At 34.6% G+C, this 25879-nt stretch carries 25 protein-coding genes, 1 CRISPR repeat array and 2 other annotated features (1 of these 28 running past the window's edge); of the genes, 20 read left to right on the plus strand and 5 right to left on the minus strand.

Annotation, left to right across the window (positions count from 1 at the left end):
* Window positions 1–137 (minus strand) — a binding site (T-box leader); it reaches 118 nt to the left of the window's first position.
* Window positions 138–175: 38 nt separating this feature from the next.
* Window positions 176–430 (minus strand) — a binding site (T-box leader).
* 315 nt (window positions 431–745) lie between these two features.
* Window positions 746–1849: a D-alanine--D-alanine ligase gene (gene ddlA / locus AB4Y30_RS02520; protein WP_368653944.1), complete on the plus strand. Its 1104-nt coding sequence runs from the start codon at window positions 746–748 to the stop codon at window positions 1847–1849.
* Window positions 1850–1902: 53 nt separating this feature from the next.
* On the opposite strand, the gene AB4Y30_RS02525 is transcribed toward ddlA, so the two are convergent.
* The gene (locus AB4Y30_RS02525) at window positions 1903–2469 is read right to left on the minus strand and encodes a nitroreductase (protein WP_368653945.1); all 567 of its coding nucleotides are present in this window, start codon (window positions 2467–2469) and stop codon (window positions 1903–1905) included.
* 220 nt (window positions 2470–2689) lie between these two features.
* Here AB4Y30_RS02525 and AB4Y30_RS02530 point away from each other — a divergent pair, with 220 nt between their 5' ends.
* From AB4Y30_RS02530 to AB4Y30_RS02540, 3 genes are all read left to right on the plus strand, one after another.
* Window positions 2690–3733: a PTS transporter subunit IIC gene (locus tag AB4Y30_RS02530; RefSeq protein WP_368653946.1), complete on the plus strand. Its 1044-nt coding sequence runs from the start codon at window positions 2690–2692 to the stop codon at window positions 3731–3733.
* 51 nt (window positions 3734–3784) lie between these two features.
* On the plus strand, window positions 3785–4246 hold the full coding sequence (locus tag AB4Y30_RS02535) for a nucleoside deaminase (RefSeq protein WP_368653947.1): 462 nt from the start codon (window positions 3785–3787) through the stop codon (window positions 4244–4246).
* 107 nt (window positions 4247–4353) lie between these two features.
* Window positions 4354–4836 (plus strand): SRPBCC family protein, encoded by a 483-nt coding sequence (locus AB4Y30_RS02540; RefSeq protein ID WP_368653948.1) that lies wholly within the window; start codon window positions 4354–4356, stop codon window positions 4834–4836.
* Between the two features lie 44 nt (window positions 4837–4880).
* Here the strand turns inward: AB4Y30_RS02540 and AB4Y30_RS02545 are convergent, their stop codons facing one another.
* Window positions 4881–5924, minus strand: a complete 1044-nt coding sequence (locus AB4Y30_RS02545; protein ID WP_368653949.1) for a D-alanyl-D-alanine carboxypeptidase family protein — start codon at window positions 5922–5924, stop codon at window positions 4881–4883.
* A 130-nt stretch (window positions 5925–6054) separates the two neighbouring features.
* Here AB4Y30_RS02545 and AB4Y30_RS02550 point away from each other — a divergent pair, with 130 nt between their 5' ends.
* On the plus strand, window positions 6055–6669 hold the full coding sequence (locus AB4Y30_RS02550; protein WP_368653950.1) for an alpha/beta hydrolase: 615 nt from the start codon (window positions 6055–6057) through the stop codon (window positions 6667–6669).
* Window positions 6670–6748: 79 nt separating this feature from the next.
* Here the strand turns inward: AB4Y30_RS02550 and pepT are convergent, their stop codons facing one another.
* A complete protein-coding gene (pepT, locus tag AB4Y30_RS02555) occupies window positions 6749–7981 on the minus strand; it encodes a peptidase T (protein WP_368653951.1) in 1233 nt (410 codons plus the stop codon).
* Between the two features lie 168 nt (window positions 7982–8149).
* Here pepT and AB4Y30_RS02560 point away from each other — a divergent pair, with 168 nt between their 5' ends.
* From AB4Y30_RS02560 to AB4Y30_RS02605, 10 genes are all read left to right on the plus strand, one after another.
* Complete coding sequence (locus tag AB4Y30_RS02560; protein WP_368653952.1) at window positions 8150–8992, plus strand: sulfurtransferase; 843 nt, start codon at window positions 8150–8152, stop codon at window positions 8990–8992.
* Window positions 8992–9588, plus strand: coding sequence for a DNA-3-methyladenine glycosylase I (locus AB4Y30_RS02565; RefSeq protein ID WP_368653953.1), 597 nt, complete (start codon window positions 8992–8994; stop codon window positions 9586–9588). The genes AB4Y30_RS02560 and AB4Y30_RS02565 overlap by 1 nt, the downstream gene beginning before the upstream one ends.
* A 300-nt stretch (window positions 9589–9888) precedes the next feature.
* Window positions 9889–12282: a CRISPR-associated helicase Cas3' gene (cas3, locus tag AB4Y30_RS02570; RefSeq protein WP_368653954.1), complete on the plus strand. Its 2394-nt coding sequence runs from the start codon at window positions 9889–9891 to the stop codon at window positions 12280–12282.
* A 17-nt stretch (window positions 12283–12299) separates the two neighbouring features.
* Window positions 12300–13025, plus strand: coding sequence for a type I-C CRISPR-associated protein Cas5c (cas5c, locus tag AB4Y30_RS02575; protein ID WP_368653955.1), 726 nt, complete (start codon window positions 12300–12302; stop codon window positions 13023–13025).
* Entirely contained in the window at window positions 13025–14980 is a 1956-nt protein-coding gene (cas8c, locus tag AB4Y30_RS02580; protein ID WP_368653956.1) for a type I-C CRISPR-associated protein Cas8c/Csd1, read from the plus strand. The genes cas5c and cas8c overlap by 1 nt, the downstream gene beginning before the upstream one ends.
* Window positions 14964–15830 carry a type I-C CRISPR-associated protein Cas7/Csd2 gene (gene cas7c / locus AB4Y30_RS02585; RefSeq protein WP_368653957.1) on the plus strand — a complete coding sequence of 289 codons (867 nt, stop codon included), beginning with the start codon at window positions 14964–14966 and terminating at the stop codon, window positions 15828–15830. Before cas8c ends, cas7c begins: the two co-directional genes overlap by 17 nt.
* The gene (cas4, locus tag AB4Y30_RS02590; RefSeq protein ID WP_368653958.1) at window positions 15817–16473 is read left to right on the plus strand and encodes a CRISPR-associated protein Cas4; all 657 of its coding nucleotides are present in this window, start codon (window positions 15817–15819) and stop codon (window positions 16471–16473) included. The genes cas7c and cas4 overlap by 14 nt, the downstream gene beginning before the upstream one ends.
* On the plus strand, window positions 16470–17504 hold the full coding sequence (cas1c, locus tag AB4Y30_RS02595; protein ID WP_368653959.1) for a type I-C CRISPR-associated endonuclease Cas1c: 1035 nt from the start codon (window positions 16470–16472) through the stop codon (window positions 17502–17504). Before cas4 ends, cas1c begins: the two co-directional genes overlap by 4 nt.
* Window positions 17505–17516: 12 nt before the next feature.
* A complete protein-coding gene (cas2, locus tag AB4Y30_RS02600) occupies window positions 17517–17807 on the plus strand; it encodes a CRISPR-associated endonuclease Cas2 (RefSeq protein WP_368653960.1) in 291 nt (96 codons plus the stop codon).
* A 157-nt stretch (window positions 17808–17964) separates the two neighbouring features.
* Window positions 17965–18798: a CRISPR direct-repeat array (repeat unit 32 nt; unit sequence GTCGCACTCTTTATGAGTGCGTGGATCTAAAT).
* A gap of 144 nt (window positions 18799–18942) precedes the next feature.
* Window positions 18943–19767, plus strand: a complete 825-nt coding sequence (locus AB4Y30_RS02605) for an aldo/keto reductase (RefSeq protein WP_368653961.1) — start codon at window positions 18943–18945, stop codon at window positions 19765–19767.
* A gap of 45 nt (window positions 19768–19812) precedes the next feature.
* Here AB4Y30_RS02605 and AB4Y30_RS02610 read toward each other — a convergent pair whose 3' ends face one another.
* The gene (locus AB4Y30_RS02610) at window positions 19813–20109 is read right to left on the minus strand and encodes a CPCC family cysteine-rich protein (protein ID WP_368653962.1); all 297 of its coding nucleotides are present in this window, start codon (window positions 20107–20109) and stop codon (window positions 19813–19815) included.
* A 110-nt stretch (window positions 20110–20219) separates the two neighbouring features.
* Between AB4Y30_RS02610 and fni the strand changes: the two genes are divergently transcribed.
* Window positions 20220–21269 carry a type 2 isopentenyl-diphosphate Delta-isomerase gene (fni, locus tag AB4Y30_RS02615; protein WP_368653963.1) on the plus strand — a complete coding sequence of 350 codons (1050 nt, stop codon included), beginning with the start codon at window positions 20220–20222 and terminating at the stop codon, window positions 21267–21269.
* 202 nt (window positions 21270–21471) lie between these two features.
* Window positions 21472–22194: a DsbA family oxidoreductase gene (locus tag AB4Y30_RS02620; protein WP_368653964.1), complete on the plus strand. Its 723-nt coding sequence runs from the start codon at window positions 21472–21474 to the stop codon at window positions 22192–22194.
* A 29-nt stretch (window positions 22195–22223) separates the two neighbouring features.
* On the opposite strand, the gene AB4Y30_RS02625 is transcribed toward AB4Y30_RS02620, so the two are convergent.
* On the minus strand, window positions 22224–22955 hold the full coding sequence (locus AB4Y30_RS02625) for a TIGR02206 family membrane protein (RefSeq protein WP_368653965.1): 732 nt from the start codon (window positions 22953–22955) through the stop codon (window positions 22224–22226).
* A gap of 191 nt (window positions 22956–23146) precedes the next feature.
* Here AB4Y30_RS02625 and cyoE point away from each other — a divergent pair, with 191 nt between their 5' ends.
* The 3 genes from cyoE to murB all read left to right on the plus strand — a co-directional run bounded on the left by cyoE (window position 23147) and on the right by murB (window position 25839).
* On the plus strand, window positions 23147–24070 hold the full coding sequence (gene cyoE, locus AB4Y30_RS02630) for a heme o synthase (RefSeq protein WP_368653966.1): 924 nt from the start codon (window positions 23147–23149) through the stop codon (window positions 24068–24070).
* A gap of 326 nt (window positions 24071–24396) precedes the next feature.
* A complete protein-coding gene (locus AB4Y30_RS02635; RefSeq protein WP_368653967.1) occupies window positions 24397–24780 on the plus strand; it encodes a YbaN family protein in 384 nt (127 codons plus the stop codon).
* Window positions 24781–24924: 144 nt separating this feature from the next.
* A complete protein-coding gene (murB, locus tag AB4Y30_RS02640) occupies window positions 24925–25839 on the plus strand; it encodes a UDP-N-acetylmuramate dehydrogenase (RefSeq protein WP_368653968.1) in 915 nt (304 codons plus the stop codon).
* Window positions 25840–25879: the final 40 nt, after the last annotated feature.

A 25879-nucleotide genomic window follows, 5' to 3' on the forward strand; every position in this document is an offset into this window, starting at 1 on the left:
AAGCCGTGTTTCCCTACTATTTGTTCAGGAAACCTCTCGTAAGGCCATTCAGCTAACGTCCACATACCGGAATCCCACCACCACCGGCTCTCTGAAATACTTATGATTAGCTTACTTTTCTTACTCAACAATTTAATTTATCTATTTTTAAAAACAAAAAAACCCCTATCCCAAAAACAAGGACGAGGAAATCGCGGTGCCACCTTAATTAGCTATAAAAAACAGCTCACTTTAGCAATATCGAGTAATGAATTCCATTACTGAATATTTATCTCAGATAACGTTGAGATAAAATCGCCAAAGCCTACTGCATAAAGGTTCGGTTTGGAAGCTCAGAAGTCCATTCACCTATCGCTCACACTGGTTTGCACCAACCACCAGCTCTCTTGATGTGTTACGAAAGATTACTACTCTTCGTCATCGCTTAATTATGTGTGTTAATATTGTCATTAATCGTAAAGGAATTATTTTCATCTGTCAAGCGTTTTTTAGATATTTTTTAAGAAAATATAATGGGACATATTAGTCCTGCTTTGAAAATAAAGAAACAATCATATATGAAGAAGAACTTGTTACGGAATTTAAATGAAAATGCTCTTTATGAAATGGGATTGAATATGCTATCTTAAAGATAAGGTTTTTTAGAGAGAACATATAAGGCTATTTAAAAGTAATAAATAAAATATTGTGAATGAAAAAGTTCTTACAAGAAGAATTGGTTAGTCAGTGAGGAAGGGGCAAGGTAATGAGTAAAGTTAAAGTAGGAATTATTTTCGGAGGTAAATCTGCTGAACATGAAGTATCGTTGCAATCGGCGAAAAATATTGTAGATGCAATTGATAAGGATAAATATGAAGTTGTTTTAATAGGAATTGATAAACATGGAAAGTGGTATTTAAATGATCAATCCTCTTATTTATTACATGCAGAAAATCCAAAGCTTATTCAATTAAATAAATCAAATAATCCAGTAGCTATTATTCCTGGCCAAACAGATCAACAGCTTATTCATGCAGATTCAGCAGGAATGCTAGGACAGCTTGATGTAGTATTTCCAATTGTACACGGTACATTAGGTGAGGATGGTAGTTTACAAGGGATGTTGCGTCTAGCAAACTTGCCATTTGTTGGCGCGAATGTATTAGGCTCTGCGCTTTGTATGGATAAGGATATCGCAAAACGTTTATTAACACATGCCGGGATCAATGTGGCAAAGGGATTTGCATTTACAAAAGCGAAGAAAAATACCATTAACTATCAGGAGGTAGTAGATGCAATTGGCACGCCTATATTTATTAAGCCGGCAAATCAAGGCTCATCTGTCGGGGTAAGTAAAGTAGATACTGAAGCAGAATTTTATGAGGCAGTAGAGGATGCATTCCAATATGATCATAAAATTATTATAGAAGAATCTATTAAAGGAAGAGAAATCGAAATTTCTGTATTAGGTAATGCAGAGCCGATTGCTTCTGTTCCAGGGGAAATTTTACCACAAACAGAATTCTATTCTTATGAATCAAAATATATTGATGAAAAAGGTGCGAAATTGGAAATCCCAGCACAGTTAGATGAGGAAATAGTTAAGAAAATGCAGGAGGTTGCGATTCATGCATTTTTAGAACTTCAATGTGAAGGTTTGGCACGAGTGGATTTCTTTTTAACAGAGGATGGGAAGATTTACGTGAATGAAATCAATACATTACCTGGTTTTACTAGAATCAGTATGTATCCTAAATTATGGCAAGAGAGCGGGATTTCTTATCCGGAGTTAATCAATCAATTAATTAAACTAGCAATAGAACGTCATCAAGCAGATGCTGATCTTAAAAGCTCTGCCTGGAACGACTAAACAGAAACAAAGGACTTTGGCTTTCATTCGCCAAAGTCCTTTGTTTCTTATTTCTATGCTTTATATACAGAAAATTTTTCTTTTACAGGGATACGCTCTTTTTTCTTTGGTGCTTCTTCAAAATATCCAAGATGAACAAAGCCAACAATTTTTTCGTTTTCTTTCACATCGAGAATTTCTTTTACTTTTTCCTCATAAACATGTGGATTAGTGCGCCATACCACACCTAATTTTCTCTCCCAGGCAAGTAGCCAGAAATTTTGTAGCATACAAGAGATAGCTCCGAAGTTTTCGTCCCACTGTTTTTGATTATCTGGTACTTCCATAATCGCAACTAAGAAAGCATTAGGTTCGTTTAAGAAGTTTTCGCGATTTTCTTGCTTATCCTCTGGATATGTAGAAGCAACTTTTTTAGCAAAATCCGCTTTTTGATCCTGATGAACAAAAATAAAACGCCAAGGTTGTCTCATTCCATGAGTTGGTGCCCAGCTTGCATCATCAAGAAGTTCTAGAACTACTTCTTCTGTAACTTCTTTATCTGTATAATTATTTTTTACAGCACGACGTTCACGGATAATTTTTGCTAATTCAGACTTTTGTTTTTCTACCAATTCACTCATAACTAAAATTCCCCTTATCTAAAGTAATCTAATAGGTTTATCATTGATAATTATTTTCAATTAAAATTATAGCGAATCCTTTTTGCAAAAGCAAATAGACATTAGTAGGGAAAAAGTTTGACTTGATATTTGAATAAGAATCAGTACATAATAGATAAAAGAATTTTGCATTTTTTTGCAAAAGTATGTGAATAATTTCACAATCTAAGGAGGCAGTGTTTTGAAAGCATTTTTACAAAAGAAGGGTGTTACTTTATCAGCAAGAACATATTTTATTACAGCACTTAGCTTTATGGCACTGGGTTTATTTTCATCTTTAATTATTGGACTTATTATTAAAACAATTGGTGAACAATTAATTGTTGAATTTTCTCCAGAAATTGCGAATGCTTTCATCGAGATGGGCAAATTTGCAATGGATACAAAAATAATGGGAGGAGCAATTGGTGTCGCGATTGCTTACGGTTTAAAAGCACCACCATTAGTGTTGTTTTCTGCTGTATTTGCTGGAGCATTTGGTGCTGAATTGGGAGGGCCAGCGGGAAGTTATGTTACAGTGCTCTTGGCATGTGAACTTGGAAAAATAGTTTACCAGCAGACGCGTCTTGATATTATTGTGACACCTTTTGTTACAATTGCTATAGCATTTCTAGTTGGTTCCTTTATTGGGCCAACGATTAATTCTATGATGACAGGATTAGGAAGTGTGATTAATTGGTCAACCATGCAGCAGCCTTTTGTAATGAGCATTTTGGTTGCGGTGCTGATGGGCTGGGCATTAACAGCACCAATTTCTAGTGCTGCAATTGCGATTATGCTAGGACTAGAAGGCTTGGCAGCGGGGGCAGCAACAATCGGTTGTGTAGCACAGATGATCGGATTTGCGGTGATGAGTCGTCGGGATAATGGAATAGGTGGAGTTTTAGCTGTTGGGATTGGTACATCTATGCTACATGTAGCAAATATTATTAAAAACCCACGTATCCTGATTCCGCCAACAGTTGCTGGCGTTATTTTAGCTCCAATTGCTATTGTTGGTTTTCAATTAGAAAATAATGCATCTGGTGCAGGTATGGGAACTAGTGGTTTTGTTGGACAATTAATGACTTTTGAAACAATGGGATTCTCCCTTGATATATTGCTCCAAATTATTATTTTGCATTTTATTGCCCCAGCATTAATTAGTATATTTCTCACTGTTTGGATGCGAAAACGTGGATGGATTAAGGCTGGAGATTTAAAGATTGTCTATGAAAAAAACTAATAGGTCTTTTTTATTGAATTTTTTGAATACATAATAATAGGAGGTTATCTAATGGACCAGTTCATGAGAAGAGCAGCAGAATTAGCTTTGAAGAATGTACAAGAAGGTGGAGATCCTTTTGGAGCAGTACTTGTAAAGGATGGAGAAATTATTTCTGAAGGTGTGAATGAACTTCATTTCAAATATGATTCCAGTGGGCATGCTGAATTACTAGCAATTAGACGTGCACAGGAGAAATTACAAACACATGATTTATCAGATCATATTATGTATGCAAGTGGTGAACCTTGTCCCATGTGCTTAGCGGCGATGTATATGGCGGGAATAGAGGAAGGATATTATGGAATATCTATTGAAGAAACTGCAACATATGGAATGGGGAGATCGGTATCTTTATATGCAGATTTTGCAAAACCTCGTAAAGAAAGACAATTAAAAATGCGCCAGATGCCATTAACAAAAGAGATAGATAACCCAATGCAAGTATGGAAAAAGAATAAAGATGTTAAATGATTAGCTCTCTATTTTTAAAACAATAATCAGATGTTATTAACTTTTGTTCAAAGTATAACTAGATGCTACAATAAATAGAAAGAAAATGGATGTGCGGGAGGATTTAGATGAAGAAGTGGAAAAGAGATATTGAAATCAATGCACCAATAGATCATGTGTGGCGTCTATTTGATGGATCTGTTGAAGATAGACAAAAGGTGATGCCTAATCTGATAGAGCTTGAAACAGTAACTGAAACAGAAAATAGAATTGATAGTATATATAAGCAGGCATTTAAAGTAGGTAGTCGTTTTCAAACTTTTGAAGTGAAGATTTTAGAATATAGTAATCAGCCAAAAGAGAAGCATTTAGAAGAAAGCTTTGTACATAGTGGTTTATTTGAAATAACAACAAGTTATACATTAAAGGAAATCGATGAAAATAAAACACATTTCACCTATGCAACACGAACAAGGCCATTAAAATGGTATTTACGTTTATTTATGCTTCTACAATTAAGCAGTGGAAGAATGACGACTTCTTTTGTGAATAATGTAAAAAAAATTGCTGAAACAAAAGTAGAGCCAGAACCTGAAATAGAATCTGAGTAGAAAGAATCGCGCTGGACATTTGTCTGGCGCGATTTCTCTGTGATTTACTCTTTATTAGCAAAATATTCTTCTAATGTAATCCCTTGATCCATAACTTCTTTAGCAACTTCGACACCTACATAACGTATATGCCATGGCTCATATTGGTATTGTGTAATATCTTCTTTACCCTCTAAAAAGCGGATGATAAATCCGAATTTACTTGCATTTTCTGCGAGCCATTTTCCTTCAGCTGTCTCTCCGAATTCAATAACTAGATCATAGTTAACCGCTGGACTTGTCACATCCATCGCTAATCCACTTTGGTGTTCACTTTCTCCAGGACGTGCACTGAAGGTATTTGCATGTTCTTCTCCATGCTTTTGTGCGTTTGCAGCAAAAATTGCATCCTGTCGATCATAAGAACGAAAACCAGATAATGCAAATAATTCAAGACCAGCTTCGTCAGCCGCCGCAAACAATTCTTCAAGTGCATCAGCAGCTACTTTACGTAATTGCTTTTTAGGATCATCCCCGTCAAATGAAAAACGAACATTTGGAACAGTCAAATCCTCAGGATAGTAGTCTGCAGGCAGAAGATTTACTTTGTTAATTAATGCTAGCACATCATAAGGATTTCCTAATTCACTCTTTTCCTCTGCTTGATTGTTAGCCGGTTTTGATAGGTTTTCTCCACTTTCCACTTGATTTCCTCCTTCGAGTATCTGTTCAATTTCACTCTTTGTCTCAGATTCATAGATTCCAGTGGCGTTTAATGCTTCGTGTTGTAATTGAAAGTCAGTAATTGCCCATGTTGTCTCTTCATCATACGTACCAGTCACTTCAATTGGATAACCAATCTCAATTAAGATATGCTGCAGGGCAGTTACCATATCTCCAGTGTTTGACTTGTGTAAAACTTCCTCAGGCAAAGTTACTGGCTCTTCACTCGAGCCCTCTTCTGGGTTTTCAACTTCTTCATCATCTTTTTCAGAAGATTCATTGTCTACATCAGATGTATCTGGATTATCAGAACTACAGGCAGCAATAAATAAAAGCCCTCCTAATAAAATTAACATAAATAGTATTCTTTGTTTGGTTAAACGCATAAATAATCTCCTTACTCTTTAAAACAGTATGTTAGTTTAACGACATTTTCTCATATATAATAATAAAAAAGCAACTAAGTTCGCAAATAGTCTATCTTTGTTCATATTAATAAGAAAAGAGGAATAAAGAATGATTCATATTTTTAAAAAGGGTATAGATAAGCAAAAACCAACATTATTATTATTGCATGGGACAGGGGGAACAGAAGAATCATTATTAGCACTAGCAGATAGAATAGATTCAACAGCAAATATTCTAAGTGTCCGAGGAAATGTACTTGAAAATGGAATGCCAAGATTTTTCCGGAGATTTGCAGAGGGATTACTAGATGAAGAAGATTTAAAATATCGCACAAATGAATTAAATATATTTTTAGATGAAGCGGCTGAAAAATATGGTTTTCGCCGTGATTATATTGTAGCGATTGGCTATTCTAATGGTGCAAACATCGCAGCAAGTCAATTATTTCATCAAAGTGATACATTATGTGGAGCGATTTTACATCATCCAATGGTTCCGATAAAAAATATGAAACCAGCTGATTTATCCGAAGTTCCAGTATTTATCGGGGCAGGAACAAATGACCCACTTATTCCAGAACAAGAAACGATAGCCTTAGAAGAAATATTACGTGGGGCAAATGCTACTGTACATATGCATTGGGAAAATCAAGGTCATCAATTGAGCTTTAGTGAGGTGGAAGCAGCGAAAACATGGTATGAGGAGTTTTTTGGAAGAGAATAACGAAACAGTGCTAACTATTGAATAGAGTATAAGAACTAGGAATATTATTATGGTAATAATATTCCTGGTTCACTTCTTTCTATTCCTTTTCAGCAAACAGCTTACAAATTTCAATAATTACGTTTGTTGCTTTTTCCATATTATCTACAGAAATATACTCATATTTTCCATGGAAGTTTTCTCCGCCAGTAAAAATATTAGGAGTAGGCAACCCCATATAAGAAAGCTGAGAACCATCTGTTCCACCACGGACTGGCTCAATAATTGGCTCTATTTGAAGCTTATGCATAGCTTCTTTTGCGGTATCTACAATTTCCATAACAGGCTCAATTTTCTCACGCATATTATAATACTGATCATCTAAGCTTAATTCTACAGTTTGTTCTCCATATTTATTTTGTACTTCTCTCACAAATTTTTTGAATGTTTCCTTGCGAGCTTGGAAGTTATCTTTATCGAAATCTCGAATAATATAAGAAACCTCTGTTTCCTCCACTCCGCCTTGAATGGAAATTAAATGATAGAAGCCTTCATAATGCTCTGTATGCTCTGGCGCTTCTTGTTCAGGGAATTTTTGAATAAATTCAGTAGCAAGCTTCCCGGCATTAATCATTTTGTTTTTTGCAGTTCCTGGGTGAACACTACTTCCTTTAAATAAAACTTTTGCTCCTGCAGCGTTAAAGCTTTCATATTGTAGCTCGCCTAAAGGACCGCCATCTAATGTATAAGCAAAATCAGCATTGAATTTTTCAACGTCAAATTTATGTGGCCCACGTCCGATTTCTTCATCTGGTGTAAAGGCAACTCGAATTTTACCATGTTTAATGTCTGGATTTTGAATAAAGTGATGCATAGCTGTCATAATTTCAGCAATTCCAGCTTTATCATCTGCTCCAAGTAATGTTGTACCATCTGTTGTTATCAAGGTATGGCCTTTATAGGATGCTAATTCTGGAAACTCCTTTGTAGAAAGAACAATATTTAGCTCCTGATTAAGAGTTAAGTCATTTCCATCAAAATTTTCAACAATCTGTGGCTTTACATTTTTACCAGTAAATTCTGTTGCTGTATCTAAATGTGCTAAAAATCCAATAGTAGGAATATCTTTATCTGTATTTGCAGGAAGTGTTGCCATCACATAAGCATGCTCATCAACAGTAACATCACTCATTCCAATAGCTTCTAGTTCTTTGACTAATAAATGAGCAAGCTCCATTTGCCCTGGAGTAGAGGGTGTTGTTGAACTATTTCCATTTGAGCGCGTATCTACTTTTACATATGTAGTGAAGCGATCGATTAAATCTTGTTTCATATTTACCATCTCCTTATCTATAGCATAACCTTTTTCTTTACTTTTGTATCAATTATACACTGATTTATAAGTTGTGATGATACAGGTTCTTACGTGAAAAAATTTATAAGTAGGTTATAATGAAAGAAGAGTCAAATAATTCTGTTTCAAATGGATGGAGGGAAAATAATGACTGTTTTAATGACGGTAGACCAATTAAATGAGCGCTTAAAAAATAATGTAGACAATACAGTTATCTTAGACACAAGATTTGAATTAACCGAAGCTAATGTGGGAAGAAGCTTATATGAAGAAGGACATATTCCGAATGCTATTCATTTTGATTTAAACAAAGATTTATCAAGCATCCCTGGAAAACATGGAGGAGGTCATCCAATTCCAGAAACCGATGTATTTGCCAAAAAGCTAGGTGAAGCAGGAATTGACAATGATACAACAGTGGTTATCTATGACCAAGCAAATGATATGTATGCAGCTAGAGCATGGTGGTTACTTCATTATTTTGGTCATGAAAACGTCTATTTATTAGATGGTGGATTCCAGAAATGGGTAGAAGCAGGATATGAGGTAACAAAAGAAATTCCTCAGCCTGAAAAGAGAAACTTCGAAGCTAAAATTGCTCCAAATCTGACTGTTAATATGGAAGAAGTAAAAGATAAAATGGCGAATAAATCAGCAATCTTATTAGATTCACGTGCAAAAGAGAGATATTTAGGACAAGTAGAGCCAATGTATACAAAGGCTGGTCATATACCAGGAGCAAAAAACTACTTTTGGAAGCAAGTATTACAGGAAGATGGATTGTGGAAGGATGAGGAAGCATTAAAAAAGAACTTCGCTTCACTACCTAAAGATGAAGAAATAATTGTTTCCTGTGGATCAGGTGTGTCTGCATGTCCAAACTATATTGGCTTGAAGCTAGCGGGCTATGAAAACGTAAAGCTATATCCAGGTAGTTACAGTGACTGGGTTTCTTATGAAGAAAACGAAGTAGAAACGAAAGAAGAATAATGGATAAACAAAGATGCAGTTGGGTATCAGAAGAAGAGATTTATCTAAAATATCATGATGAAGAATGGGGACCACCCCCAACAAAAGGGCATGTTATTCCAATTCATGATGAAAACTATTTATTTGAAATGCTTTGCTTAGAAGGAGCGCAAGCAGGGCTAAGCTGGATAACCATATTAAAGAGGCGTGAAAATTATCGTGAAGCTTTTGATTATTTTAATCCACGTAAAGTAGCCTACTACAATGAGGAAAAAGTGGAAGAGCTCTTGAAAAACAAAGGCATCATCCGCAACAAACTAAAGATCCGCTCTGTTATTAAAAATGCTAAAGCCTTTTTACAGGTTCAGGAGGAATTCGGTTCCTTTCAAAATTATATGTGGCAATTTACGGATGGTAAGCAAATTGTAAACGATTGGAAAAGCCATGCAGAAGTGCCAGCATCAACCAAGGAATCAGAAGCAATGAGTAAAGATTTAAAAAAACGAGGATTTTCCTTTGTTGGTCCAGTTATTTGTTATTCCTTTATGCAAGCGGTTGGTATGGTGAATGATCATATGCAGGATTGTTTCTTGTATGCTGGGAAGGTGGAAGAGTAGAGAAGGAGAGTCGACGGGGGCGGCTCTTTTTGGCGACTAGGTATAATGAATCGTTCTTGTGAATGAAATTGACAAACACCTTTATACAAAATTAAAATGTAAGAGTAGGTGTCTTCTTCGATGAGGAGAAGTGGATTGAAATGTATTGAATGTAATGTTTATACAAGTCTAATTGTAATTTTAATATTACAATTAGACCTACTAATATTTTCGTATTAAATGTAATGAATGTTATTGACATTCTTTTCCTTTGTGGTACTATAAGATTAATGAATTTTCTGAAAAGGAGGGAAAATCAAAATGTTAGTTGCACATATACGAGAAAAAGATTATGAAAGACAATTAGTCACCGAACACTTGAAAGCGGTTTCGAAATTAGGTAGAGAATATGGCCAACCATTAGGTATGGGTGCTCTTGTTGAACTTAGTGGGTTGTTACATGACATGGGGAAATTAACTAAGAAGTTTACGGAATATTTGGAATCCGTTGTGATTGGCAAGCAAAAAGTAAAAACTAAAATAAATCATTCTAGTGCTGGAGCAGTTTTTTTGTACAAGAATTTCTATAATACAAATCTAGTCACAGAAAATGATTTCTTTCAAAATATGGCGATAGAAATTATTTGTATGAATATTTTATCACATCATGCTGGTTTATACGACTTTTTGACTATGGACAGAACGACATCTGATTTTATTCGTAGGGTTTCACAAGAGGATTTACCTAATTATGAAGAAGTTTTACAGGAATGGAAAAGAACTGGATTAGATATAAAGGTTGAAGGTTTAGTTAAAGAGGCTGGATTAGAAGTGAAGCAAATCATAGAAAGCATCCAAGGAGACGAAGAACATAAGAAGTTTTCGTTGATTTATTTTAGTTTTATTCAGAAGCTATCTTTTAGTTGTTTAATTGATGCAGATAGAACGGATACTCGCAGATTTGAAGAGGATGATCAAAGTCCTCTTCAACACAACAGCAAAGAAATTTTTGAGAAGGCATATTCCAACATCATGCAACAAATTAAAGAGTGGAATATTGCACCTGAAAATATGTCAAAATTAAATCGTTTAAGATCCATGATGTCTGATAAATGTGATGAAGTTGCTGGAAAAGAATCAGGAATTTATAAATTATCGATTCCAACTGGTGGGGGTAAAACATTTGCGAGTCTAAGATATGCTTTAAAGCATGCTATCAAACATAATAAAAAGCGAATTATTTATATTGTTCCATATACAACCATTTTAGAGCAAAATGCTCAGGAAGTAAGAAGATTTTTTGATGATGAGCCCCATGTATTAGAACATCATGCAAATATAATTGATGATCAGTCATTAGATCATTATAGCGATTATTATGAGATGCCTAACCATAAAAAACTGCAATTAGGAAGAGATAATTGGGATCATCCAGTGATCTTCACTACTATGGTTCAATATTTGGACACTTTTTTCGCAAAAGGAACACGTAAATCAAGGAGATTACACAATTTAACAGATGCAGTTATTGTTATTGATGAGGTGCAAACTGTCCCAGTTAAGCATTTAGATTTGTTTAACTCAACTGTTAACTTTTTAACGAAAATAGGAAAAAGTAGTGTTTTATTATGTACTGCTACACAACCAGCAGTAGAATATATGAAATATCCTATTCTCTTAAATGATGATGCAGAAATGATTGATAACTTACCTCAGGTTGCAAAAGAATTTGAAAGAGTAAAGTTTCATAACTATGTGACTAGAGCTGGTTGGTCAACAGAACAATTAAGTGATTTTATTATAGAAAAAACAATAAAACATCGAACTATATTAATTATTTTAAATACTAAAAGAGCTGTGCTTGACTTATACCAATCACTAAAAAACCTCGAGAGTCACCATATTTTTCATCTAAGTACCTCCATGTGCCCAGCTCACCGAAAAGAAAAACTAAGAGAAATTAAAGAAAAATTGAATAATCAGCCTGTAATTTGCATTTCTACCCAACTGATAGAAGCAGGTGTGGATATCAGTTTTGAAGCGGTTATTCGTTCGTTAGCGGGTTTAGATTCGATAGCGCAAGCGGCAGGGCGGTGTAACCGTGAGGGAGAAGCAGAATTTGGTGATGTCTATTTAGTGAAGTCTGCAGTAGAATCATTAACACATTTAAAAGAAATAAAAGTTGGTATTAAAACAGTGCTTGATTATGTATTGACAGAGAACAATCATATAGAAAATTTATTAAGCCCAGAGATGATTGAACGATATTTTTACTATTATTATAGTTTTTTTAAAAACAATAATTTTGTACCTAAAAACTTAGAAAGACAATTGATTGAACATTTGAATAATCCGAGTAGGTTTTATGGAGAAACGAAAACAGTCATGCAAACTATGTACCGAACAGTAGAACAAAATTTTCAAGCAATTGAACAATCCAGTAAAGCAATTATTGTTCCGCATGGTGCTCGAGGGAAAGAGTTGATTGTAGATTTAAATGAGGAACAATCTCTTGAAAAATTAAATCAATTAATGAAGGAAGCGCAACAGTATGTAGTAAATATTTTTGATTATCAATTACAGGTGTTAGCCCAAGCAGGGCATCTTGATACATTGTATAACGACACATTATACGTTCTTCATGAAGATGCTTATACGGAAGAATATGGACTATCTGTTTTTGGAGAAGGAGTACTGGGAGATTTAATTATGTAAAAAAGGTGAGGAGATATATGAGAAATCAAATTGAATTTGTTGTATATGGAAAGTATGCATTGTTTACAGATCCAGTAACACGCATAGGCGGTGAAAAATTCAGCTATCAAATCCCGACATATCAGGCACTAAAAGGAATTGTAGAGTCGATTTATTGGAAGCCATCGATTAATTGGATAATCGACCAAGTACGTGTAATAAATCCGATTCAAATGGAAGTAAAGAGCATGAGGCCGATGAAATACCAAGATCATAAAAATGAATTAGCTTATTATACTTACTTACGCAATCCGAAATACCAAGTGCGAGCACACTTCGGATTTAATAAAAATAGACCAGATTTAAAACATGATTGGAATGAAAATAAACATCATAATATTGCGAAACGGTCTGTTGAAAGAGGAGGTCGTAGAGATATTTTCTTGGGTTCAAGAGAATGCCAAGGATATGTAGAAGCCTGTGATTTTGAATCAGGTATTGGTGTTTATAAGGAATCAGGAGATATTTCTTTTGGGAGAATGTTTCATGGTTTTACTTATCCGGATGAAAGTGGTGGTGACGATTTAGAAGCCCGTTTTTGGATTCCTGAAATGAAAAATGGTGTGATTGACTTTATTCCTCCTGAAGAATGTCCAATGGTTCGTAGCGTGAAAAAATACAACCAGAAGAAGTTTGAAATTGGAGTTAATATGAACTCTGTTGATAATGAACACAAAGAAATCTTCGGAGAGGAGGACATCTGATGAGCTGGATGCAAAGATTGGTAGACATTTATGATAAAAATTCCCATATGGTAGGAGTATTTGAACAACAAGGGACTCGTAAGATTACGTTAATGCCCATTTCGCATATCGCACAAAATGCACAAATTGAAATGATATTGGATAGAAACGGTAATTTTCATCGTGCGGAGGTTATTCCAAAAGAAGAAGCTGCTACTATCGTGCCTGCGACCTTAGATTCTGCAAATAGAGCAGGTTCAAAAATAGCTCCACATTACGTTCACGATAAGCTTTTCTATGTTGCTAAAGACTATCAAAAATATGGTACAAACGAGAAGCGTTACAAAAATTTTGATGCTTATGAAGCGCAAATGAAAGAATGGTTAGAAGCTTCAGGGGTGCCTACTTCTGTAAAAATAATAACATCTTATATTCAAAAAGGAACATTAATTCAGGATTTGATTAATGAAGGAATTATTTTTACTGATGACAGTGGGAATGTTATAGAGACTTGGTCAAATAGTGATAGTGAAAAACATGGAATTGATAAACCAGATATTTATAAAGTGACAACTGGAACAGTGTTTGATGCTTTTGTTCGATTTGATGTATTGAAAGAAAGCCCTGACGAAAAAAACTTCTGGGAAAACAAAGAAGCTTTTGACGCTTATATACATTATCTAGAGCAATTGATGGATATGGACACAGAAAAATATCTAAAAGGTATCTGTGATGTTACTGGAGAAGAGGGTGTAATTACAACTCAACATGGCTCTAAGTTACGCCATGCTGGGGATCAATCAAAAATAATATCTTCTAATGATTCTAGTGGATATACATATCGTGGAAGATTTAAAGAGCCAACAGAAGTAGTGCAAATTGGATATAAGGCTTCCCAAAAGGCACATCAAGCGCTCAGGTGGTTAAACCAAAAACAAGCCATTCATGTTGATACTCGTTATTTCTTAACGTTTGGTACAAAGACTATTGATGTACCTCAAGTTCATGATGGTACTTTAGATTATTTTAAAAGAGAATTCATGAATATCGATCAAAACCCAGTAGAAGTAGCTGATACGGAGGAGATATTCGCTAAACAAGTAAATCGAGCCATATTAGGAATGAAGCATAATTTTGAAAATTCCGATAAAGGAAAAGAGGATATTATTCATCTCGCTTTAGATGCAGCAACATCTGGGAGATTAGCTATTGTTTATTACCAAGAGCAAGAACCTGATATATTTTTAGGTAATTTAAAGTTTTGGCATGATACATGTTCTTGGAGACTTATGTATCGTGATCCAGATACTAAGCGGTTTGGAAGATATATCGGAACACCATCAACTTTTGCAATTGCTAAAGCCGTTTATGGAGAACGGGCAAATCCAGCAGTAAAAAAGGAATTTTATACGCGTATATTGCCTTGTATTACAGAGAAAAGACCTGTCCCAAAAGATGTTATAAGGAGTATTTATCAACGGGTGATACGTCCAGAGTCTTTTAAAGATACGATGGAATCATGGGAGCAAACACTAAATATAGCTTGCGCATTAATTAAAAAAAATTATCAAAAGGAGGTACCTTCAATGGCATTACAAAAAGATAGTAAAGATATTGATTATCTGTTTGGACGTCTATTAGGTGTGGCAGAAGTTATGGAACGAACAGTATTGAACGATTATTATAAGGAAGAATCACGACCAACAAATGCTACTCGGTATTTTAATGTATTTGCTAATCGTCCAGGAAGAACATGGGATATTATTAGAAAGCAATTAAATCCATATATTCAACGATTGCAAAGAAGTAAAAAAACGCATTTTATCAAACAAATTCAGGAAATTGAAGATACGATTGGTATGGAAATAGCTAGAAATAAAAAACTGAGCCCAGTATTTCTAGCTGGTTATAGCAGCCAAGTTCAAGAATTATATAAGAAAAATAAGGAGGAGAAAAAGAATGACATTACAAAATAAGATTGATTTTGCTGTAGTATTTACAGTAGATAAAGCCAATCCCAATGGAGATCCATTGAATGGAAACCGCCCTCGTCAAGATTATGAAGGACATGGAGAAGTTTCTGATGTAGCGATAAAAAGGAAAATCAGAAATCGTTTATTAGATGAAGGAGAATCTATTTTTGTACAATCTGATGAGAAAAGAAATGATGAATATAGAAGCTTGAAAGATAGAGCTGATTCTATAGATGAGTTGAAGAAAATATTAAATAATGCTAAGGGGGATGAAGACTTAGCTACAAAAATTGCAACAGAAAATTGGTATGATGTTCGAGCGTTTGGACAGGTATTTGCATTTAAAAATACAAAGATGGCTATAGGAATTCGGGGACCGGTGTCGATTCATACAGCAACAAGTATTGAACCAGTTGATATTACGAGCATGCAAATTACTAAGAGCGTAAATTCTACAACGAATACAACAAGTCCAGGACAGAAAACTTCCGATACAATGGGAATGAAACATCGTGTGGATTTCGGAGTATATAAATTTTATGGAAGTATTAATCCCCAACTTGCTGAAAAAACAGGATTTACAAAAGAAGATGCTGAAAAGTTAAAACAAGCACTTATTTCGTTATTTGCAAACGATGCATCTTCAGCGAGACCAGATGGTTCCATGGAAGTGAATAAGGTTATTTGGTGGGAACATAATTCCAAGCTAGGTCAATATTCCTCGGCAAAGGTGCACCGTTCTTTAACAGTCAAACGCAAGACAGAAGAAGTTGCTACTTCATTTGAAGAAGACTATGAAGTTAAAGTGACACCTTTAGAAAATCTAGAGTTTGAAATATATGATGGACTCTAACCAACATTCATTTATGATCTCAGGCATACAACATTTTGAATTTTGTCCGAGACAATGGGCTTTAATCCATATTGAACAAGCTTGGGAAGAAAATGTGTTAACTGTTGAAGGTAACCTATTACATTCTAAAGTTGATGATCCTTTTATTCGCGAAAAAAGAGGAGATATTTTATTTGTAAGAGCTCTCAAAGTGCATTCTACATCATTGCCTATTCATGGGGTCTGTGACATGGTTGAATTTCATTATGATAAGAATGGAATTACTTTGTATGGAGAAGAAGGAAAATATAAAGTTTTACCAGTTGAGTATAAACGAGGAAAACCAAAGAGGCATCAAGCGGATATTTTGCAGACAACCGCTCAAGTAATTTGTTTAGAGGAAATGTTCCAGACCACAATAGAAGAAGTCGCTTTTTACTATCATGAGATTCGTCACAGAGATAATATTATTATCACAAAGGAACATAGAGAAAAAGTAATCAAAATGATAGAGCAAATGAAAAACTATTATGCGCGACGCCATACACCTAAAGTAAAAACAGGAAAACATTGTAAGCAATGCTCTTTAAACAACATATGTTTACCAGAATTGTTAAATAAAGAGACTGCCATGTCATATGTGCAGAGGATGTTAAAAGAATGAAAAAATTATTAAACGTACTATATGTTACTATTCCAAATAGCTATTTGGCTTTAAAAGGTGAGAATATTAATGTGTTACAAGAAGGAAATTCAATAGGGCGTGTACCATTACATAATTTAGAGGGGATTTGTGCTTTTGGTTATCAAGGAGTTAGTCCAGCATTGATGGAGAAATGTGTAAATGATGGTATTGGACTTGTTTTTTTCACTAAACAAGGAAGATTTCAAGCAAAAGTTAGTGGCCCTGTAAATGGTAATGTTACACTGAGAAAAACACAATATCGCTATTCTGATGATGAAGATAAAAGTTTAGAAATAGCTAAAATGATGATTTTAGGAAAAGTTTATAATGCAAGAAAGAATATGGAGAGATTAAAAAGAGACCATGCACTTCGGATTAACTATGATAATATTGGTAGCACGATTGAACGTTTAAAAGTATTAGAACAGGATGTTCTGTATCATACCAATGACTTAGAATCTTTAAGAGGATTTGAAGGACAAGCTGCAACGATTTATTTTAGTCAATGGAATGAATGGATTTTAAATCAAAAAGAGGCTTTCTTTTATAGAGAACGTACTAGAAGACCTCCATTAGATCCTCTAAATGCATTACTTTCTTTTGCATATACTTTGTTGACAAGAGAATGTGCATCAGCTTTGGAAGGAGTAGGACTAGATTCATATGTCGGATTCCTACATCGTGACCGTCCAGGAAGAGTGTCTTTGGCGTTGGATTTAATGGAAGAATTGAGACCAGTATTAGCTGATCGCTTTGTAATTAAACTGATTAATCAGAAGCAAATAAAGAAAAATGATTTTCATGTACAAGAAAATAGTGCAGTTATATTGAAAGAAGATGCGCTAAAAAAATTCATTAAATATTGGCAAGAAGAAAAAGAGAAGACGGTACAACATCCATTTTTAAAACTTAAAGTAAAAAAAGGATTATTACCTCATGTACAATCATTGCTATTAGCGAGATTTTTACGTGGAGATTTAGATACATATCCACCTTATCTTATGAGATAGGAGGGAAGTGATTTGTTAATACTTGTAACATATGATGTATCTATAGAAACCGATGGTGGGAAGAAGCGATTAAGAAAGGTTGCCAAGATTTGTGAAGATTATGGAATACGTGTGCAAAATTCTGTGTTCGAATGTAACATTGACTCTGCACAATATGTAATGTTGAAAAATAAACTATCGGAAATCATTAACTTTAGCCATGATAGTTTACGTTTCTATAGATTAGGAGAAAATTATAAAACAAAAGTAGAACATCTTGGAGCAAATGATTCAATTGTTGTTGATGAACCTCTGATTTTTTAATGCGAATGTAGAGTGCACATGAAAACCCTATGAGGTTCGCGCAAAAAAAACAAGGTTTTTTATAACAAAATGTTTGTTTTTTACATGTTTTCAATCTTTTAATGTGACTTTTCTCTCAAAAAACTAATAAAAAGGTACTTTTTGAGGGAAAATCGCTGTCGCACTCTTTATGAGTGCGTGGATCTAAATTACAATACTAATCGTTTCATAGATTATTAATAAACCGTCGCACTCTTTATGAGTGCGTGGATCTAAATTCCGGGAACCCCGTTGAGTTATTATCTCGAATAAACGTCGCACTCTTTATGAGTGCGTGGATCTAAATAACAGAACCATAAGTACTTGTCGCAAGTTTAGGGTCGCACTCTTTATGAGTGCGTGGATCTAAATATACGTTCAATAGCAACCTTTTTAGGCATTAATCGTCGCACTCTTTATGAGTGCGTGGATCTAAATGATGTTACAAACATTTCCTAGTGAAGATGGATTACGTCGCACTCTTTATGAGTGCGTGGATCTAAATTCCGCTCGTCTCCGTAGGAAGCTTGGCTTCTAAGGTCGCACTCTTTATGAGTGCGTGGATCTAAATAAAGAGACCAACACTAGCTAGACCACTTATAGCACCGTCGCACTCTTTATGAGTGCGTGGATCTAAATTTGTGAAGTCATATCTGGTGTAATTAATGTTTTTGTCGCACTCTTTATGAGTGCGTGGATCTAAATAACAAACGCAAAGCTTAGCAGATCAAGTTGATAAATGTCGCACTCTTTATGAGTGCGTGGATCTAAATCTACAAGTTTGGTAAAGAGGTGAAAATATGAATGAGTCGCACTCTTTATGAGTGCGTGGATCTAAATCGCAGACTGCCGGAACGGGAAACCAACAAACCCCGTCGCACTCTTTATGAGTGCGTGGATCTAAATATCGGTACAAATTAATGTTACCCCTTTATTCAATCGTCGCACTCTTTATGAGTGCGTGGATCTAAATCTACTGTCGATATATCAGCTATATCGACAGCAACTATTTCATTACTTGATTAATATTTTCTTTTTTTATCTCGATACCTTTAATCCCCAAAATCCCCCCAAACTATGCTAAAATAATCTAACAATTAGGAAGGGAAGCGATGAATTGGATTATGTAGTATTAAATAATGGATTGCGTATGCCAAAGCTTGGTTATGGAGTTTGGCGTGTGCCGAATGAAGAAGTAACGGTTGCAGTGAAAAATGCAATAGATGTTGGGTATCGTTCGATAGATACAGCTAAAGTGTATAAGAATGAGCGTGGAGTAGGACAAGCGATTACTGAGAGTGATGTGCCGCGCGAAGAGTTATTTATTACGACGAAGGTTTGGAATGCAGATCATGGTTATGAAGAAGCGTTACAAGCTTATGAGCGCAGTTTGACAGAGCTTGGTTTAGATTATGTGGATTTATATCTGATTCATTGGCCAACACCAATGTACGATAATTATATTGAAACATATAAAGCGCTTGAGAAATTGTATAAAGATGGTCGTGTAAAAGCAATTGGTGTTAGTAATTTCCAAATCGATCATCTTGAGCGTGTATTGAAGGAATGTGAAATTGTTCCGGCAGTGAATCAAGTTGAGTGCCATCCTTATTATCAGCAAGAAGAACTGAAGGAGTTTTGTAAAGCTAATAATATCTATTTAGAGGCATATAGTCCATTGCAGCATGGTGGAGAGCTTTTAGCAGATCCGGTTGTTACAGAAATTGCTGCAAAATATGGAAAGACATCGGCGCAAGTAGCGTTGCGTTGGCATTTGCAGTCTGATACCATCATCATTCCGAAGACAGTAACTGTATCCCGTATGAAAGAAAACCTAGATGTGTTTGATTTTGAATTGTCTACGGAAGATATGGAAAAGATGAAAGAGTTAAATCGTAATGAACGCGTTAACCAAGATCCGAATAAAATGGATTTAAGATAAAAATAAGAGGAGTCTCTAAGAAAAACTGTAGCAATACCATGTTTTTCAAAGAGCTCCTTTTTCTTGGACAAGTTTAAAATGTTCATCTTTAATATCATTTTTATTGGGTTTTCGAACGTAAGGAAGTACATGCTTGTCATAAGCTCCATAAGACAAGAAGTTCCGTTGTGCTTCATATAAGCTTGGTCCGTTAGCTCCACCCTCATAAGAAGGGTCTTCATACTGTATGTCATCATCTTCCCAATAACAAATCGGACAAATATCATAAGTTCCTGGAGGTTTACTTTCAAGTGTTTGATAACCACAACAAGGACAAGTGTAGTATTTGTATTTTCTCTTCATAAAAAATCATCCTTATAAAAATATAGTAATCAGTTTACTTTAATTGTAGAATGGAAACAAGTACACTTAGACATAGTTAATAAGTCTTTCAAAGAAATGGATGTGCAGAAATGGAACAAGAAATTAACCAGCGTAAAACAGAACATATTCGCCTTTGTTTAAATGAAAATGTAGAAGGTGTAAATAAGACAACAGGCCTAGAAGGTATTAATTTCATACATAATGCATTACCGGAGATAGATTTTGCGGAAATTGATTTACAAACTACATTTTTAAATAAAACGATTAATGCTCCTTTTTTAGTAAGTTCAATGACAGGCGGTTCCGGACTTGCGACAAAAATTAATCAGAATCTAGCAATGGCAGCAGAGGAAAAAGGTTGGGCTATTGCATTAGGTTCGACAAGAGCATTATTAGAAAGTGATGCATACGAGGACTCATTTTTAATTCGTAAGCAAGCGAAGACAGTTCCTCTTATCGCGAATTTAGGAGCGGTTCAATTAAATTATGGCTATGGAGCCGATGAGTGCAAAAGGATTGTAGAGCGTACGGAAGCAGATTCACTTGTGCTGCATTTTAATAGTCTGCAAGAGGTCGTTCAAGATGGTGGGGATTTAAACTTTAGTAATCTACTGCCAAAAATTGAAAAGATCTGTAAAGAGTTAAATGTACCTGTTGGAGCAAAAGAGGTAGGCTTTGGTATTGATGGAGAGGTAGCAGAGAAGCTTTATCATGCAGGAATTTCTTATATTGATGTCGCTGGTGCTGGTGGGACGAGCTGGAGTCAGGTAGAAAAGCTTCGTACACAAGATCCATTGCGTAAAGCAGCGGCTGAAGCGTTTAATAGCTGGGGACTTCCAACGAAAGATTGTATTGTTTCTGTACGTAGTTGTTTAAGTGATACACCGATTGTTGCTAGTGGAGGAATGAAGACGGGTCTTGATGCTGCAAAAGCAATAACGATTGGTGCTGATGTAATTGGTTTTGCCCGTCAATTATTACAAGCAGCAACAGAATCAACTGAAAAAGTAATTGAGGCAATGAATCAAATTGAACTAGAATTAAAGATGGCGATGTTTGGAATAGGGGTAAAATCAATAGAAGAATTAAAAAACACAAAGCGTGTAACCATTATGGGAAAATCCTTAATGGATGAATAATGGACAGGAAATAAACGAAAACGTTCTAAACTAGTTGGGCAAACCTGACTGAATAGAGCGTTTTTTTGTTTGTTTAAGATAAAATATGGCAAGAATGTGGAGAAAAGGCATTTTTTTATTAGAAAATTGATGATTAAGAAGCACAACATTACATATCCAATTTTCGCTATGTTAAAATAAAAAACAGAAATGAGGTGTATTAATGAAAATTGAAATATGGTCTGATTTTGCATGCCCTTTCTGTTATATTGGTAAGCGAAGATTAGAGCAAGCTTTGGAGAACTTTCAGCATAGAGAAGATGTAATTATTCAATATAAAAGTTATGAGCTGGATCCAAATGCTACTAGTAATCATGATAAAACAATTCATGAATTACTCGCTCATAAGTACCAGATACCAATAGAGCAAGCCATTGCGATGAATGAAGATATCGGTGCACAAGCAACTCAAGTTGGCTTAGAATTTCGTTTTGATACGATGAAGCCTGTAAATACATTGGATGCGCATCGTTTAGCTAAATTCGCAGAAGCAAATGGCAAAGGAAAAGAAATGGTAGAACGTTTATTAAAAGCGTACTTTTCAGAATCAAAACATATTGCTGACCATGAAACATTAATTTCACTAGGTGAAGAAGTGGATTTATGTCCAAAAGAGATTAAACAAATGCTTGAGGGATGTAAATATACTAAAATGGTACGTGATGAGGAAGATCAAGCAAAGCAAATTGGAGTACAGGGAGTACCTTTCTTTGTGATTAATGAAGAATATGGAGTTTCAGGCGCACAGCCTTCTGAAGTTTTTCTTGAAATATTGGAAAAGATTTGGGAAGAATCAAAACAACGAAAAAATATTAAAGTATTTACAAAGAATCAGGAAACAAGCTTCTGTACAGATGATGGATGTCATATTGAAGAGACGAAATGAATCCATCTAAAAAAGGCGGTTGTTAGCAATTAATTATTGCTTGCAGCCGCCTTTTTATATTTGTTTTTTCGCTTGATGTAAAATGGAATATATAAAATAGAAAAGATAATAAGACAAACTATTTCTAAGAACAAAATATAATAAGGGTATGGACCTAAGAAATCTAGTAGGCTTCCAGCTTGGGGCTTCTCCCGTAAAAACATGTAGTTCGCATCAATTAGTATATTGATAATAAATACAAATAATGCAATAAGGTTTAATGTAAGAAAAGACTTCCATATAGATCGCCAAGTAATCGAATATTGATACAACCAGATTAATAATAAAGGTGCAAGAATTAACAAGGTATGGTCAATGAAAAATTGCAGGAATCTAAATTGTGGAAAGCCGAATTGTAAATCAGGTGTTAGAATGGCCTGTATCGCTCCACCAATTGCGATAAAATAAAACACTTCTAATAAAAACTTATTATTAGTAAGTAGCATAATTCCACAACAAATAGTGGCAATGCTACATAATTCTAATGGTAAAGAATGATTGAGGTTCCACGTGTTAGTGATTAGATACCATATGTCTAGGCTAAGGCGGCTGAGAATAAGTGCCCATCCTACTAGGATTCGAATGTTGTCACGATAAGGTATGAGTTGATTACGCAAAAAATAAAAGGCGAACAATGTGAAGAGGGTTAAGAAAATAAATACCAGGTGGGAAATACTCCACATGTAAAAAGTAATAGATGGATTATAAAACCAATTTTCCATGTTAACCTCCTCCACAATTTAATGTATGAATATTGTAGCATATCTAAGAATTGATGTAGAAAATGTGGAGGAATTAGTAATATTGTATAGATTAATAGAATATGCCTATTTTTCATGATACAATAACGATAAATTATGTAAAATAAATGATCGACCTTATAGTGATTTCTCTGTAAAAAGGGGTGAAATAGATGGGGAAGCCTGCTGTGCATATAAATGATCATACAAAAGCGGGGAAGAGAGATATAATAAATGTTCTAATAGATATCAAATCATTGATTAAAGGAAAAGTATTAATTGCAAATGTACTTCCTGTATTAACTGGATTTTTATTAGTTCTTTATTTTACAAATGCTACCTTAAAAGCAAATTTGGATTTATTTATTTTTACAATGATTGGTAGCACGCTTACAATTGCTGGTGCATTGATTATCAATAACTGGTATGAAGTGGATTTAGATCGTGAAATGACTCGTACCAAGCAACGCCCTACTGTTACAGGGAATTTTTCTATGAACGCAGTACTAACTATGGGTATTTCTGCTTCCGTGATAGGCTTGCTTATCATGCTATTGACAACAATGGAAGCTTTTATTTATGCCTTTTTAGGCTGGTTTATATATGTTGTGCTATATACTTTCTGGTCGAAAAGAAGATACACATTAAACACAGTGATTGGAAGTGTATCTGGAGCCTTCACTCCAATGATAGGTTGGGCAGCAATTGATTCTGCTTTTCACATTATTCCAATTGTGTTATTTATTCTTTTATTTATTTGGCAAGTTCCGCATACTTTTGCAATTGCAATGAGAAGATATCATGAATATAAAGCTGCTGGAGTACCTATGTTGCCTGTGGTATACGGCTTTGAAGTAACGAAGCGTCAAACCTTTATTTATATTGTTTGTTTATTCCCTTTGCCATTTTTAATGTCTATTATGGGAACGACATTTGTTGTTCTTACAACCATTTTAAATATTGTTTGGATCGTATTAGGCTTTAGTGGATTTTATATGAAGGATGATATAAAGTGGGCAAATCTGAACTTCTATTATTCTCTTGCTTATTTAAATTTTATTTTCTTAATGCTAATTCTTATTAGCTGGATGGGATAAAGAGGTTGAAGCTTTTAAATAAAATATAAGGATGCTCGCTAAGTCGAGCATCTTTTTTAAATTAAGCGTCAAAAAACGATGGAATATGAGCTTATTTCCTAGGAAATAATTACAAATACTGACAAATATCTAGAAATCATAAATGGAATAAATTGTATGTAAGGCGGTTTTTTCTCTCGCTTTATCTCTAAGATATTACAAGCTATTAAAAGTTTAGTAATAAGTTAATTTTCTGCTTGAATCTTTAATTGTGTCAGCTAAACTAAGTATAATAAGATTAAGAAGAAATTTAACTCTGCAGTGATTAAACAAGAAGTAGTTGATAAATGATGGAACAGCTTAGAAAAATATTTTTAGTAATAGTTGGGTCTATTTCATTGGCTTTAGGAGTGCTTGGTATCTTTTTACCATTACTTCCAACAACACCATTCTTATTGCTAAGTGCAGCATGTTATGTGAGAAGTTCTGAAAAGCTATATCAAAAATTAATTACAAATAAATACGTTGGAAAATACATTCAAAATTATCGTTCAGGAAAAGGAATTCCGCTGAAAACGAAAATATTTGCTGTTACATTATTATGGATATCGATGGGATATACTGTAATATTTGTGATACCATTAATAGCTGTGAAAGTAATGTTAACAATGATTGGGTTGTTTTTCACTTGGGTTATTCTAAAGCAAAAAACACTGCGACAAGAATCGTGAAAAATTATATCTAGCAAGATAAAGATATTTCATCTACAATAGAACAGAATATAGAAGTATGAGAATGTACTCTTTTTCTATTATTTTATAAAAAAGCTGTTCTAAGCTAACTAGTGGATGAATGTAAGGGAATGAGATATTGGGATGGTAAAACATCATTTATATGAAAAATTAATTGAAATTGTGAATAAAGAAAATGTGGTTGTAGATAAACCTTTAAAAAGTTATACGTATACACGTTTAGGGGGAAATGCTGATTATTTTGTTACTCCAGAAACGTATGAGCAAGTACAAGGAATTGTTAAATTAGCTAGGAAAGAGAATGAAGCTTTTACATTGCTTGGTAATGGCTCAAATTTAATTATTAAAGATGGCGGTATTCGAGGGATTGTAATGTATTTAGGAAAGCTAAATGAGATTACGTCTTCTGGGAAGGTTCTTACTGCTCAAAGTGGTGCTAAAATAATTAATGTTTCTAGAAGAGCATTAGCGGAAACGTTAACAGGTTTAGAATTTGCATGTGGTATTCCAGGGTCTGTTGGTGGTGCGCTTTATATGAATGCAGGCGCTTATGGCGGAGAGATCAAAGATGTACTTTACTCAGCAGTCATTGTTAATCGTGAAGGAGAATTACACACTGTATTTGCGGAAGAATTGAATTTAGATTATCGCACAAGTAATATTTCTGAACAAGGATGGATTGTATTAGAAGCAACTTTCCATTTGCAAGAAGGCAATCATGATGAGATTAAAGCAAAGATGGACGAATTAACCTATTTGAGAGAATCAAAGCAACCGTTAGAATATCCATCATGCGGAAGTGTGTTTAAGCGACCGCCTGGATATTTTGCTGGGAAATTAATACAAGATAGTGGTCTCCAAGGAAAACAAATTGGGGGAGCGCAAGTATCCTTAAAGCATGCTGGATTTATTGTAAATGTTGATAATTCTACAGCAGGAGAATATATATCGCTTATTCAGCATGTCCAAAAAGTGGTAAAAGAGAATTTTGGCGTGCAATTAGAACGTGAAGTACGAATTATTGGGGAAGATTTATAATTCTTTGATTTGAATGGATAAAAGTAACCCCTTCTTAGAA

Origin of the sequence: Ornithinibacillus sp. 4-3 (assembly GCF_040958695.1) — a bacterium.
Classification (GTDB): Bacteria; Bacillota; Bacilli; order Bacillales; family Amphibacillaceae; genus CALAMD01.